The 14601-nt window shown below is 45.1% G+C and carries 14 protein-coding genes; 10 read left to right on the forward strand and 4 right to left on the reverse strand.

The features are described from left to right. Positions 1–98: 98 nt before the first annotated feature. Entirely contained in the window at positions 99–1052 is a 954-nt protein-coding gene (locus PSM36_RS06360) for an IS30 family transposase (protein WP_076931996.1), read from the reverse strand. A gap of 190 nt (positions 1053–1242) precedes the next feature. Between PSM36_RS06360 and PSM36_RS06365 the strand changes: the two genes are divergently transcribed. Both PSM36_RS06365 and PSM36_RS06370 read left to right on the forward strand, forming a co-directional pair. Then, positions 1243–1956 (forward strand): M48 family metallopeptidase, encoded by a 714-nt coding sequence (locus PSM36_RS06365; protein WP_076929892.1) that lies wholly within the window; start codon positions 1243–1245, stop codon positions 1954–1956. A 167-nt stretch (positions 1957–2123) separates the two neighbouring features. After that, positions 2124–3089, forward strand: a complete 966-nt coding sequence (locus tag PSM36_RS06370; protein ID WP_076929897.1) for an ROK family protein — start codon at positions 2124–2126, stop codon at positions 3087–3089. A gap of 211 nt (positions 3090–3300) precedes the next feature. Here PSM36_RS06370 and PSM36_RS06375 read toward each other — a convergent pair whose 3' ends face one another. Further along, positions 3301–3708, reverse strand: a complete 408-nt coding sequence (locus PSM36_RS06375) for a PIN domain-containing protein (protein WP_076929899.1) — start codon at positions 3706–3708, stop codon at positions 3301–3303. After that, on the reverse strand, positions 3698–4105 hold the full coding sequence (locus PSM36_RS06380) for a hypothetical protein (RefSeq protein WP_076929901.1): 408 nt from the start codon (positions 4103–4105) through the stop codon (positions 3698–3700). Before PSM36_RS06380 ends, PSM36_RS06375 begins: the two co-directional genes overlap by 11 nt. 638 nt (positions 4106–4743) lie before the next feature. Here PSM36_RS06380 and purH point away from each other — a divergent pair. The 6 genes from purH (at position 4744) to rodA (ending at position 12128) form a co-directional block, all read left to right on the forward strand. Beyond that, the gene (gene purH / locus PSM36_RS06385; protein WP_076929903.1) at positions 4744–6267 is read left to right on the forward strand and encodes a bifunctional phosphoribosylaminoimidazolecarboxamide formyltransferase/IMP cyclohydrolase; all 1524 of its coding nucleotides are present in this window, start codon (positions 4744–4746) and stop codon (positions 6265–6267) included. Between the two features lie 42 nt (positions 6268–6309). After that, positions 6310–7335 carry a rod shape-determining protein gene (locus tag PSM36_RS06390; RefSeq protein WP_019539746.1) on the forward strand — a complete coding sequence of 342 codons (1026 nt, stop codon included), beginning with the start codon at positions 6310–6312 and terminating at the stop codon, positions 7333–7335. A gap of 71 nt (positions 7336–7406) precedes the next feature. Next, the gene (gene mreC / locus PSM36_RS06395) at positions 7407–8258 is read left to right on the forward strand and encodes a rod shape-determining protein MreC (protein ID WP_076929905.1); all 852 of its coding nucleotides are present in this window, start codon (positions 7407–7409) and stop codon (positions 8256–8258) included. Further along, complete coding sequence (gene mreD, locus PSM36_RS06400) at positions 8255–8770, forward strand: rod shape-determining protein MreD (protein WP_076929909.1); 516 nt, start codon at positions 8255–8257, stop codon at positions 8768–8770. The genes mreC and mreD overlap by 4 nt, the downstream gene beginning before the upstream one ends. Further along, on the forward strand, positions 8760–10649 hold the full coding sequence (gene mrdA / locus PSM36_RS06405; protein WP_076929911.1) for a penicillin-binding protein 2: 1890 nt from the start codon (positions 8760–8762) through the stop codon (positions 10647–10649). Before mreD ends, mrdA begins: the two co-directional genes overlap by 11 nt. Before the next feature lie 18 nt (positions 10650–10667). Continuing rightward, positions 10668–12128 carry a rod shape-determining protein RodA gene (rodA, locus tag PSM36_RS06410; RefSeq protein WP_076929913.1) on the forward strand — a complete coding sequence of 487 codons (1461 nt, stop codon included), beginning with the start codon at positions 10668–10670 and terminating at the stop codon, positions 12126–12128. Between the two features lie 67 nt (positions 12129–12195). Here the strand turns inward: rodA and PSM36_RS17305 are convergent, their stop codons facing one another. Next, positions 12196–12372, reverse strand: coding sequence for a hypothetical protein (locus PSM36_RS17305; protein WP_154670973.1), 177 nt, complete (start codon positions 12370–12372; stop codon positions 12196–12198). Positions 12373–12386: 14 nt separating this feature from the next. Here PSM36_RS17305 and PSM36_RS06415 point away from each other — a divergent pair, with 14 nt between their 5' ends. Both PSM36_RS06415 and PSM36_RS06420 read left to right on the forward strand, forming a co-directional pair. Then, positions 12387–13163, forward strand: coding sequence for an SDR family NAD(P)-dependent oxidoreductase (locus PSM36_RS06415; protein ID WP_076929915.1), 777 nt, complete (start codon positions 12387–12389; stop codon positions 13161–13163). A 53-nt stretch (positions 13164–13216) separates the two neighbouring features. Further along, complete coding sequence (locus tag PSM36_RS06420; protein ID WP_076929918.1) at positions 13217–14554, forward strand: hypothetical protein; 1338 nt, start codon at positions 13217–13219, stop codon at positions 14552–14554. Positions 14555–14601 lie beyond the last annotated feature (47 nt).

Here is a 14601-nt window from a genome sequence, read left to right on the forward strand (position 1 = left end):
AAATTTAAATTTGAAGCTGCAAATATAGTGAAAGCCGGGAGAAAAACCAATAATAAGCCATATCTTTGCCGAAAGCAGAGTCAAGCAGCAAGTGCAATTTACATTAATTGTTTGTAAAACTCAACTTTTGGTGTGCTGAAGCTTAATTTTTCTCTTGGTCGATTGTTCAATTTATGCTGTATTTGCTTTAATCTCCCCGGGGGATAGTCCTTGAATGATGCCCCCTTGGGGATGTATTGCCGGATGAGTTTATTAGCATTTTCAATCGCTCCTTTTTGCCACGATGAATAGGGGTCTGTAAAATATACGGGGACTCCCAGTCTTTTAGTTATCATTTCATGGGCGGCGAACTCCGTGCCGTTATCCGTGGTGATGGTCTTTATTATATCCTTGTAGGGTAGCAGCATGTTAGCAAGCACTTTTGCCACCTCCTTGGAGTCCTTGCCCCGGGGCAGTCCCCTGGTCATTACAAGGTTCGTTTTCCTTTCCGTTACCGTCAAGATCACCTCCGATTGATTGGCTCCTATTATCGTGTCCATTTCAAAGTCACCGAACCGGCTCCCGTCGGCCTCCACGGGCCTTTCCCGGATGCTTCTCCGGTTGGGGATGCCCTTGACTGACCCCACCGGCCTCTTGCGGTGCTTGAGCTTGTGGCGGCAATGCGTGTAAAGGTCACCCCCGGCTATTTTGTCCTCCCGGATCCACTTGTAAATGGTCTCGTGGGAAACCCGGATTTGCTTGTATTTCTCCAAATATCCGCTGATCTGCTTGGGAGACCATTCATCACGGACAAGCCGGAACACCTTCTGTTTAATCCACTCCGGGGTGTCCCTGTTCCCGGGCAAACGCTCCTTTCTCTCTTGTGCCATCTCGTGAGCCAAGCGCCAGGAGTAACCTCCATGTTTCTTCTTGTTACGACCCAGTTCCCTGGACACCGTTGAAGGACTGACCCCTATGGACTCTGCGATGGTTCGCTGGCTGTCACCATTTTTTATACCTAAATAAATCGCGTACCTTTGTTCTGAAGTTAACTGTTTGTATTTTTTTCTCATAAGCAACATAATAGTTAATTTTAGGGAGACTTCGGTCTCCTTTTTCTTTTATGTTGCCGCTTGACTCTCCTCGGGGGCTTCGCGCCCCCGGCCGTTAGGCAAACCCCCGCGGTGTTTTTCATGATTGTTTTGAAGAAATCATTTCAAAAAACAACACCCGGGTGTTGCACTTCTAAGTTGAACTTAGGGAATGTACGAATATTATGACAATGAATTAGGGTCTATTCTGATTAAACCCAATGTGAGAGCAAAAAAACTCATTGCCCGAAGAAAGGGGGGTGAAATATATCTGACTGTCCCATACGGATTTGATTTCAAGAGACTTCCTCAGATATTGGATGAGATGCGTCCACGACTGATTAAAGTTGCGGTTAACGCAAAACCGCTGATTACTGAGGAATCCGTTATCGATACTTTTACGTTTCAAGCCAGAATATCGAGAACCGATAAAATGAAAAATGTTCAGATGAGATTGAGGGATGGAGAGTTGATAGTTTTTATTCCTGATGGTTTGGATATGATGGACAGGCAGTTGCAGGATAGGATCAAGGATATGATCAGGTGCGTCCTACGGCATGAGGCAAAACGTGTTCTGCCACAAAAGGTTGCCTTTTGGGCAAAAGAGTTCAATTTACAGTTTAGTCAGGTAAAGATCAATAAAAGTACAACCCGGTGGGGTAGTTGTTCCCTCCAAAAAAATGTCAACCTCTCGCTCTATCTGATGTTGTTACCTGAAAGGCTGATCGATTACGTTGTGCTTCACGAACTGGCGCATACTGTCGAGATGAATCATGGTGAGAAATTCTGGGAATTGTTGAGCAAGTTATGTGGGGAGGATGCCAGAACGGTCAGCCGTTCTGTTCGGAAATTCAATTCTCCGGCTTACAATTTGATAAAACCGTAATCGGGATAAGTGTGATACTGTTTGGTTTATAAAATATCTTTTCGGATAAAGCATGGCAAAAATGAAATAATTCTGTGAGTATGGATCCATTTTAACAAAAAACCTCTATATTTGTGCAGATAAAATTCTAATAATCATCATTGACTAACTTTTAATAAAACAAATCTATGGATAAACCCTATGTGATAGGTATTGATGTAGGCGGTACCAATACCGTTGTCGGCATCGTGGACAAAAGAGGACAGATTTTAAAGAGCGACAGTATCAAGACCGGGAAACATTCCCAAGTGGAAGATTATCTGGATGAGCTTTCCGATTTGATTGATGATCTTATTGCCGGGACAACCACTAAGGATCAGATCAAAGGTATTGGCGCAGGTACACCCAATGGTAACTATTTTACCGGAAGCATTGAGTTTGCACCCAATCTCCCCTGGAAAGGAGTGATTCCTTTTGCTCAATTATTGGAAGACCGGGTTGGCATCCCTGTAGCACTTACTAACGATGCTAATGCAGCGGCTATCGGTGAGATGACTTATGGAGCTGCCCGCGGGATGAAAGATTTTATTGTGATCACGCTGGGTACAGGTGTGGGAAGCGGTATTGTAGTGAACGGGCAATTGGTGTATGGTCATGATGGTTTTGCCGGTGAACTCGGGCACGTGATCATGCGTCGGCACAACGGCAGGCTTTGCGGTTGCGGAAGAACCGGATGTCTCGAAGCATACTCTTCGGCAACCGGTTTGGCACGTACTGCCCGTGAATATCTGGAGTTGAAACCCGACATACAGACACGTCTTCGTAATATCCCCGCCGATGACATCACCTCCAAAGATGTGTTTGATGCAGCGATGGCTGGAGATGAAATGGCAAAAGATATATTCAAGTTTACCGGAGAGATGCTGGGTGAAGCATTTGCAGACTTCGTGGCTTTTTCCAGCCCTGAAGCGATTATCCTTTTTGGAGGCCTTTCCAAGGCTGGTAATCTCATCATGGATCCTATTCGTGAAAGTATGGAGAGAAACATGTTACCTATCTTCCGGAATAAAGTGAAACTGATGTTCTCCGACCTGAAAGAGAGCGATGCCGCCGTATTGGGCGCCAGTGCGCTGGGTTGGGAAGTGAGAAACTGATTTTGATCATTTATTGCTGAATATACAAGGGGAGCTGCAAATGAGCGGCACCCCTTTTTCTGTTTTTGCTTTTTTGTTTCGGACAAAACAAAATCGCCATTTTAAACAACACTTCCTGAAATATATCTTCACTTCACAATCTTTATATACAATCTTGTAAAACAACTATAAACTTATACAATACGGAAAAAAGAAAATCAGAAGTAAAGGATTAAACAAACGGATTAATGATACGCAACGAATTATTGACTAACAGCTCATGCTGCATATCTTCGGAATACAGGATCTGGCACCCTGCTTCCAATGCAGCAGCTACGATTAAGGAATCATAAAAAGAAAACTGATAACGAAAATGTAAGGCGATGGCTTTTATTTGCAATACCTCAGAAATAGTAACAACCCTACAACACGACATTAAAAAGAGGATGTGATCGGTTATTCTCTGCTGTGGAAGACAGAATTTTTTAATGCAGATATTAATAGTTTCATTGATAACCTGCGAACTAATAATAGTAACAGGCAAAGCCAGTAATGTCTCGGCTGTATGTTTGCGGGTAGAATCCTTGCTTAACAGATACAGGCATATATTGCTATCGAGGAATACAGGCTTATCGTTCATTGGCTTCTTCACGGTTAAATGTATAGCCGTCCATGTCTACCCGAAAAGCAGCGTAAAACGATTTGATATCTTCGGCATTGGGCTTTCGTTCATTGGCTTCTTCACGGTTAAAGGTAAAATCCGACAAATCCGTGTCAAAACGACAGAAAGCATCCCTGACTTTCTGCAAACGGATTTGACGTTCATCCTGTTCTTCCTCCGTTTTCTTCGCCGTAGATCGATAGGTGGGCGAAGGCTCGCTTACTGTTTTCCTCACGAAGTCATCATTATCCGAAAGCAATTGCAAGACCAGTTCTTCCATGTACCGGATAAGTTCTGCTTTCCGTTCGCCGGACAAGTCATTCCACTTACGGGCTATAGCCTCGTCCACTTCCAATATGATCTGTTCACACGCCATAATAATTAACAATTTATAATGACTAACAGTTCAAAGGTACTAAAAATGATTGAATTAGATGGTCCTCAAATGATAAAATATATGAATGCAAAAAAATCAATCGGACATAGGTGCTACATATTCCCCAAAGGATTATAGTGGCTGCCTGTCTTGATTCTTGTGTATTGCCTCTTGGTTCTGGTAACTGTCTGCGATGAAGGCGAAACCCTGCGGATGTATGGTCAGTTTTATCTTTCCTGACTATTGATTTTTGTTCACCTAACATTGCGGAGTCAGGATCAGCAGTATGAATTGTAATATTTCTGTAGTAAAAACTTCATTTTAACTTAACCGGAAAAACACTTTTATGTCCGGTTTTAGGCGTATTTTCGCTGCGTGAAAAAAGATAGACAACATCACAGCATGACGAAATATACGACATTCGCTCAAAAAACTCAGATTATTGAATACACACATTTTTCATTCTCTCTATTTGGCGGGTAAAATATTCCATTTTGTCCGTATATGGTTCAGCTCCGAATTGTTTCGGGGCTGTTTTTTCAAATTTATGCAAAACTAACAACCCGATTGACAAAAAAGAGCGATAGATTTTATACCTTTGTACTCATTTTAAAAATAACGACTTAAACGGACGCAGAATGTCAAAAAAAATTCAAACAGCCCTCATTTCGGTTTATCATAAGGATGGGTTGGAAGAAATACTCCGGGAATTACATAATTTACGGGTCAAATTTATTTCTACCGGTGGCACGCAGGAATTCATCCAGTCTTTAGGTTATGAGTGCGAGGCGGTGGAAGATGTCAGCGGCTATCCTTCCATTTTGGGAGGCAGGGTAAAAACACTCCATCCGAAAATCTTCGGAGGCATACTCTATCGGCGCGACAATGAGAGTGACAAGAAACAGGTGAAATCTTACGATATACCTTCCATCGACCTGGTCATTGTTGACCTGTATCCTTTCAGGGAAACGGTTGCTTCCGGTGGGACGGAGGAGGAAATCATCGAGAAGATTGATATAGGGGGTATCTCGCTTATACGTGCTGCTGCAAAGAACTATAAGGATGTAATTATAGTGGCGTCGAAAGAGCAGTATGCGCCATTACTCGATTTGCTGAAAGAGAAAAAGGGACTTTCAGACATAGATGATCGTCGCCGGTTTGCCAAAGAGGCTTTTATGGTCTCTTCAGGATATGATTCAGCGATCTTTAGTTATTTTGATGGTGATGATAAGTCGTCGCTGCGTATAGCCCAGGACGGCGGGAAACAACTCCGTTACGGTGAAAACCCTCATCAACAGGGATTATTTTATGGCAATTTCGACGAAGTGTTTGAGCAGCTTCATGGTAAGGAAATTTCCTATAACAACCTCCTTGATATTGATGCGGCTGTTTCACTGATCTCAGATTTCAACGAAACGGCTCTGGCCATTCTCAAACATAATAATGCCTGTGGCATGGCTTGTCGTCCGACAGTGAAAGAGGCATGGGATGCCGCATTGGCTGCTGATCCGGTATCGGCTTTTGGGGGTATAGTGGTGACCAACAGACGGGTGGACAAAGAAGCAGCCGCAGCCATTAACGAGATCTTCTTCGAGGTGATCATTGCACCGGAATACGATAAAGAGGCGCTGGATATTTTGTTCCAAAAGAAAAATCGTATAATTTTGGTACTGAAATCGAGTGAGAAAGCTACACAACGTTTGCAATACCGTTCGGTGTTGAATGGAACTTTGGTGCAGGACAAGGATGTGAGTGTTGAAACTGCAGCCGGTTTGCAGGTGATGACAACCAAGATCCCAACGACAAAAGAAATAGAAGACCTGCTGTTTGCCAATATCCTGGTGAAGCATACCAAGTCGAACGCCATTGTGTTAGCAAAAGATAAGCAACTTATAGCCAGTGGTACGGGGCAGACTTCGAGAGTAGACGCCCTGAATCAGGCCATAGAGAAAGCAGGTACATTCCATTTCGACCTGCAGGGGGCAGTGATGGCCAGCGACGCTTTCTTCCCTTTTCCCGATTGTGTGGAGATAGCAGCCAAAGCAGGTATCACAGCCGTTATTCAACCCGGTGGTTCCGTCCGGGACGGGGAGTCGGTGGATTACTGCAACCAAAACGGCCTCTCAATGGTGAAAACCGGTATAAGGCACTTCAAACATTAAACACAGAAATAGCAACTATCGAATAGCTTAATATTATACATTATGGGCTTATTTTCATTTACACAGGAGCTGGCAATGGACCTTGGTACCGCCAATTCCGTCATTGTGAACAACGCGGGAAAGATACTCCTGGACGAACCCTCTATCGTGGCACTGGATCGCAAGACCGACAAGATGATCGCTTTGGGAGAAAAGGCGAGACAGATGCACGGTAAGACACATGAGAATATTCGTACGGTGAGACCGTTGAGGGACGGTGTGATCGCCGATTTCAACGCTGCGGAGCAGATGATCCGGGGTATGATCAAAATGGCGAACAAAAATAGAGGAGGGCTGTTCTCTCCTTCGCTGCGTGTAGTCGTCTGCATCCCCTCGGGAAGCACCGAAGTGGAGATCCGTGCCGTGCGCGACTCAGCAGAACATGCCGGAGGCCGCGATGTCTATATGATCTTTGAACCGATGGCGGCAGCCCTCGGTATAGGTCTTGACGTGGAGGCTCCCGAAGGCAATATGATCGTGGATATAGGTGGGGGTACCACTGAAATTGCCGTGATTTCACTCGGAGGTATCGTCTCCAACAAATCGATCAAGATTGCGGGTGATGATTTCACTGAAGATATCCAGGATTATATGGGACGGCAGCACAATATCAAGGTGGGCGACCGTACGGCCGAACAGATCAAGATCAATGTAGGCTCAGTGCTTACCGAACTCGACAATCCACCTGAAGATTTCATCGTCCACGGGCCAAACAGGATGACTTCATTGCCTATGGATGTGCCCGTATCCTACCAGGAGATCGCACACTGTATAGAAAAATCGGTATCCAAGGTCGATTCGGCTGTGTTAAGCGCATTGGAACAGACTCCTCCCGAATTGTATGCCGACATCGTACGTAATGGTATCTATCTGACGGGTGGCGGTGCTTTATTGAGAGGCCTCGACAAAAGGCTGACCGAGAAAATTGGTATTCCTTTCAGGGTAGTGGATGATCCGCTGCACATGGTAGCCAAGGGAACCAGTATCGCGCTGAGGAATATTGATAAATTTACCTTTTTAATGCGGTAATTTTCTGCGGACTCTTAGTTCAAAAGCTAAGGCGATGATCAGGGATAAGATATAAGAAGGCATAGGTTTATATGCGCAATCTATTTAACTTTATCATTCGGAATAGTCACTGGCTGCTTGCTGCGCTGTTGGTAGCATTCAGTTTCTATCTCGTTTTTACGCAGAACTCTTATCAGCGCAGTGTCTATCTTACTTCAGCCAATCAGGTTACGGGATGGTTTTATTCACTCTCCAATGATGTTACTTCGTTCTTCCATCTGAAGAAAAATAATCAGTTGTTATTAGAACGAAGTGCTGAACTGGAGAGGGAAATATTGTCGCTCAAGGAACAGATGGAAGTTCTTACTGCTGCCGATTCCACGCAGGTAAGTGCTTTTGTGAGTGACTCCCTGCCATTGCCGCAATTCGATTTTATCTCCGCCGAAGTGGTCAACCTGAGTTTTTCAGGAGTAAACAACTTCATTACGATCAATAAAGGATCGCAGCATGGAATCAGACCCGATATGGGGGTGATTTCGGCAGGTGGCGGTATAGTGGGGGTAGTATCTGTTGTGTCCCGAAATAGGGCGGTGGTAATACCTGTCATTAACCCCAAGTTCCGGTTAAGTGCCAGATTGAAAAATTCCGAGAACTACGGCTCCATATCCTGGGACGGGACAAATATAAGGGAGGCACAGCTGCAGGAATTGCCTAAACATGAGAGTTTCCGTGAGGGGGATACTGTGCTGACCAGTTTTTCACGTATTTTTCCCAGAAACCTTATCATAGGCTTTGTAAATAGTGAGGGCCGGTCGAAGGATGATAATTTCAATACATTCAATATCCAATTGGCCACCAATTTCTATACGTTGCAGGAAGTGCTGGTGATTGACGACACCTATTACGAGGAACAGAAACAGCTCGAAGAGACATTACAGCAATGAAACTGAATTATATATACGAGATATTGCTTTTTGTGTTACTGATATTGCTTCAGACGCTGTTGCTGAACCGGATTAACCTTTTTGGTATTGCCACTCCGGTTCTGTATAGCTATTTCCTGCTGAAACTGCCGGTAGGGAGAAACCTCTATTCTGTGATCGTCTCCTCTTTTGTGATGGGGTTGATCATCGATATCTTTTTGAATACGCCCGGGATGAATGCTGCGGCAATCACTATTGTCGGGGCTTTCAGGAAAAATATCCTGGGCCTTTTTTTTGAGAGGGAAGGGTATGACGATTTCGTACCCGGTATCAATACTGCTGCCGGTCCTTTCGTGCGATTCACCATTTTCATGGTACTCTTGCATCTCACGTTGTTGTTCTTTATTGAATCGTTTACTCTCTTTAATCTGAAGAATACTCTGCTGCGGATTGGCACGAGTTCAGTCGTGACAATCCCGTTGATTATTGCGTTGGATAGTTTAATGTGTAGGAGAAAACCCGGTGAACAATAATGCTAATTCCCTTGCCAAAAGACGATATGTGGTTGCTGCGGTAGTGGTAATAATCGTATTGGTGTATGTGGTCCAACTCTTCAAGTTGCAGTTGATGAGCCCGCAGTACCGCGATTATGCCGACAGTAATGCCTTCCTGCGCAGGACTCTCTATCCGGCAAGAGGCGCCATATATGACAGGAATGGTAAACTACTTGTATATAACAGGCCTACCTATGATGTGATGATGGTGGTCCGGGAGATGAAACAGTTCGATACGCTCGATTTCTGCCGTACACTTAATATCGATATGGAACGGTTTTATACCCTGGATGCCGATATGAGGGATCGCCGAAAGAACCCCGGTTATTCATCCTATACCCCGCAACTGTTCATGACGCAGCTCAATGTGGAAGAGTACGGACTATTGCAGGAGAAACTATATAAATTTCCGGGGATTTATATCCAGAGCCGTACGGAACGGCAATATAATTACCCCAACATGGGACTTATCCTCGGATATGTGGCAGAAGTGGATCAGAACAAGATTGCTGCCGATCCCTATTATGTGAGGAAGGACTATGTGGGGAAATCGGGCATTGAATTGTCGCATGAGATCGATCTTCGTGGCGAGAAGGGAGTGGAGGTTCTGCTCCGGGATGCGCATGGAAGGGTGCAGGGAAAGTATGAAGATGGAGCGCATGATAAAGCGCCGGTATCGGGGAAAGACCTTACCCTGGGTATCGATATCGATTTGCAGGCATACGGTGAGAAACTGATGCACAACAAAGTGGGAAGTATTGTGATGATCGATCCCAAAACGGGCGAGATACTCTGCATGGTTTCGACACCTACCTATGACCCCGCACTTCTTACCGGAAAAAGTTTCAGCGCCAACTACCGGCAGCTTGAGAACAACCCTTTTAAACCGCTTTTCAACAGGTCCATTGCCGGTACATATCCGCCGGGATCGACTTTCAAACCCACGCAGGGACTCATCTTCCTGCAGGAAGGCATCATCACCCCGGAGACATATTATGCATGTTACGGCGGATACCCTCCGTTGGGCGGACGCCCCGGCTGCCACCCTCATGGCTCTCCGCTGGCTATTCAACCAGCGTTGGCGACTTCCTGCAACTCATTCTTTTGCTATGGGTTGAATGCCATGTTGAGCAACAGGAGTAAATATCCGAGTGTGAGTGCTGCTTTTGACGTATGGCGCAACCATATGGTGGATTTGGGATTTGGCTATCCGTTAGGGGTAGACCTCCCCTCCGAGAAAAGGGGAGCCATCCCCACCAGCAAATTCTATACGAATTTTTTCAAGACAGACCGGTGGAACGCGCACAGGATCATATCCATCGCCATAGGACAGGGCGAGATCCTCGCTACACCGTTGCAGATAGCCAACCTGAGTGCCATGATCGCTAACAGAGGCTACTATTACACACCGCACGTAGTAAAAGAGCGGAAGGGGGCTGCGCTGGAAACAACCTATACTACAAGGCATGAATCAGGTATTAACAGGGAGTATTTCGATATAACCGTCGCGGGGATGGCCGATGCGGTGACCCACGGTACCTGTCGTGGAATTAACCTTGCCCCCTTTTTAGAGGTATGCGGCAAGACCGGTACGGCAGAAAACCCGCATGGTGATGACCACTCGCTCTTTATGGGATTTGCGCCGAAAGATGATCCGCAGGTGGCTATCGCCGTAGTGGTCGAAAATGGCCGGTTTGGAGCAACAAATGCAGTGCCCATCGCAAGGCTGATGATGCAGAAGTTCTTCAGGGGCGAAATTCCGGAGAGTGACCAATGGTTGGAAACTACCATCATGAATCGTGAGATATTACCTTATGTCTACATAAGGAATCTTCCACCTCTTCCGCCGAAGAATTAATAAAAAAAGAGAGATACAATGATCTATCAGGCAAATAGTGAGATACCGGAAAAGGGGAAAGTGGACAAGGTGACCGTCATTTTCTACCTCCTTTTTGTCTTTCTCGGATGGCTCAATATCTATGCGGCCAGTTTCGATCTGGAAAATGCGACCGGACTGTTTGATCTCTCTTCCAGGGCAGGGATGCAATTGATCTGGATGGGTACTTCGTTCCTGTTGGCCTTTGCCCTGTTGAAGATCGACACGGCTTTCTATGAAACCTATGCATTCCTGTTTTATCTGGCAGGCATCCTGTTGTTGGTCGTTACACTCCTGGTGGCGCAGGAAATCAATGGATCCCGTTCATGGCTGATTATCGGGCCGGTGCGGTTGCAACCCGCAGAGTTTATGAAATTCATTATTGCCCTTACATTGGCCAGGGTATTCAATTCGTATAGCTTTCACCTGATGGAACGGAAGAACCTCTGGTTGGTCAGTGCTATCATCCTGTTGCCGGTGATACTGGTAATTGCACAGAGCGAAACGGGTACGGCACTTGTCTATTTGAGTTTTATCCTGGTGTTGTACAGGGAAGGATTACCGGGAGGATTCCTTTTTATGGGTATCGCGGCCATTCTCTATTTTATTTTGGGTATCCGGTTTTCTGATAATCAGATGGGCGCCCTTTCCGAAGGAGAATTCGCCACGGTTATCCTGATTATTATCTTTTCGGCAGCCATGATATGGAATTATATCAAACGGCTCAATACCTTCATTACCCTTCTATTGTCGGCGGCCGCTATTTTTTTGCTAGCCTATGTCGCTTCCTTCTTTTCCTTCAATATAGACTGGGGTATTGTCGCTATCACGGCATTATCTTATACGGCCCTATATCTGCTCTACCACTTTTTCAGGTATGGGCAAAAGGCCTATCTCTATATTTTTCTCTTTCTGATTGGTTCTTTTGCCTTTCTTGAATCGGTGGAGTATGTATTTTACGATGTGCTTCAACCACACCAGCAGATGCGTATCAAGGTGACCTTGGGAATGGAGCAGGATTTGAGAGGGGCTGGATACCATGTGGGGCAATCCAAGATTGCTATTGGCTCGGGAGGGTTGACAGGAAAAGGATTCCTCAATGGTACACAGACGAAACTCAAATATGTCCCCGAACAGGATACCGATTTTATTTTCTGTACAATAGGGGAGGAGCACGGATTTATCGGCTCCACCGTTGTACTGTTGCTGATGATGTTCTTTGTGCTCCGGTTGCTCCGGTTGGCTGAACGTCAGACAACGGTTTTTGGGCGTACTTATGGTTATGGTGTGGCAGGTGTCTTCCTGTTTCATATGATCGTCAATATCGGTATGGTAATTGGTATTATGCCCGTCATTGGAATTCCGTTGCCTTTTTTCAGTTACGGAGGATCTTCCCTGTGGGGATTTACTATTTTACTCTTTATTTTTCTTCGGATCGATAAATCAAGAAAACGGAGTTGATATGAAAAGTGAACGTATCCCGGTTATCACAACCGGAATACGCTCCATCAATTAGAACCCAATTTAATTAATATTGCAGAGCGTTTGCAACGGAGAGCTGGATTGTGGCCCTCCTCCCTGCAATGCCTTGCCATTTATTTTTCCTGACTTTCCACACCTTCATCAACAAACTTTTCCACCTTTCCACCTTAAATATATTCTCCATATTTGACAGGTAAGCAAAAAAATAGTTTAATTTTGCCATAAAATGGGTGATGTATGAATAAAACGGCATTGATCACGGGAGCATCCAAAGGGATAGGGAAGGAATTGGCTTTCCTTTTTGCAGAAAACCGGTGCGATCTGATCTTGACCGCCCGTAGTGGTGACAGGTTGCAGTTGTTGAAAGAACAACTGGAGAGCCGGTATGATATTTCCGTATATCCGTTGGTAAAAGACCTCTCCCGTTCCGGTGCCGCCGGAGAACTTTTTCAGGAAGTGAAGGAAAAAGGCTTGGACGTGGATTATCTGGTCAACAATGCCGGTTTTGGTGATTATGGAGCATTTTCAGATACCCAATGGGAGTGTTACGACGAGATGATAACCCTGAATATAACCTCACTTACACACCTGACCCATCTGTTTGTGCAGGAATGGAAAGGAAGAAAAAAAGGGAGAATTTTAAATCTTTCTTCTACAGCAGCTTTTCAACCCGGACCCATGATGGCGGTATACTTTGCCACTAAAGCGTATGTCCTTCACCTGTCGGAGGCGCTGGAAAATGAATTGAAAAAGGACCAAATTACAGTAACCGTACTTTGTCCCGGACCTACCAGTACCCATTTTGGAGAAGTCTCGAAGATGAATGCATCCCAATTGGTGAAGAATGTGAAGATTGCTGATGCGAGGGGGGTGGCAGAACTTGGATTCAAGGCTATGATGAAAGGTAAACCCATGGTCATCCATGGCGCTATGAACAAATTGGCTCCTTTTGGAATACGCTTCCTGCCTAGAGAATGGGTTACACTCCTTTCAGCAAAGATAATGCGGAAATAAACAAATCCCGGTTATCCGGGGAATAAATAGGCCGTTACCTAAATCGTGAAGCAATGGGATTGCTTACAGGCATATTGTTTACGGGGCTGCTCTTTATTGCTGCAACTGTGCAGGCATCACACTACTCTGCAGACTCACTTTTACTCTACTTCAAGCAGGTGGAGGAGGCGACCTTTCTGCATCAGGGGTTGTGGGATAAAGATATTTACGGTCCTATCCTCCTTGTAGATACCGCGACAAGAGAGGTTTATGCCAACTTGCCCGATGCGGAGGGTGCCCTGAAATTCGATAAAGGTGTTTATAAGGGCATATTACCCAAAGAAGTAACCTTTTCCAATACCGATATCCAATGGAGCGGTACTCATTGGGCGATGGTAACATTACCATTATCCACCAACGAACATGATCGTGTCGATCTTATGACCCATGAGTTGTTTCACGTAGCCCAACCTTCACTTGGTTTCCGGAACAGGAGGGAAGAGAATAACCATTTGGATATCAGGGAAGGGAGGATATACTTGCGTCTTGAAATGGCAGCACTGGAAGCGGCATTAAAAGCCCGAAGATTTAACCGGGCAGAGGATCATCTGAGAAATGCATTAATTTTCAGGAAGTATCGTCAAATGCTATACCGGGGATCCGAAACAACAGAAAACAGTCTCGAATTACTGGAAGGACTGGCTACATACACGGGACAGATAATGAGTGGACGTAATAAATGGCAGTGGAGGGAATATCTTATCCGGCGGATCGAACAGTTTGAAAAAGTACCCTCATTTGTACGTTCATTTGCCTATGAAACAGTACCGGTGTACGGATTTTTCCTCTATCAGAAGGATAACCATTGGAATAAAAAGGTGGATGGAGAAACACAACTCACTGAATTCTTCTCAGAAGCATTCGGGGTAGACAGGCGTATCCTGTTGCAATCGTATGTAAAACAGGTTGCCGAAGATTACCGGGGCCGCACAATTGCCGATGAAGAGAGCAAACGGGAAGTATCCAATAATTTGGTACTTGATATGTATCGGGAGAAATTTTTCGAGGAGCCGCGTCTCGAAATACGATTGGAAGAGATGAATATGGCTTTCAACCCGCAAAACCTCATTCCTCTTGATGAGGATGAAGGAACAGTTTATCCTACCATCACGCTCAGCGATAACTGGGGTATCCTTACCGTAGAGGAAGGAGGGGCATTGCTCAGGAATGATTGGCGATGGGTAATCGTTTCGGAACCGTTGGAGATAACCGCTACGAGAATTGTCGGAGAGGGGTGGGTGATTGAACTCAATGAAGGATATGAGGTAAGTAGAAATTCGCAGGGTGATTATCAAATTTTAAAAAAGACAACAGTGAAACCACCACCGGATAAAGAGGACTCTTTTTATTAGACCATCGATTTGGCTGCGAAAAATAATATGGTTAATTTTACGCCTCG

This window comes from Proteiniphilum saccharofermentans (genome assembly GCF_900095135.1).
GTDB classification, from domain to species: Bacteria; Bacteroidota; Bacteroidia; order Bacteroidales; family Dysgonomonadaceae; genus Proteiniphilum; species Proteiniphilum saccharofermentans.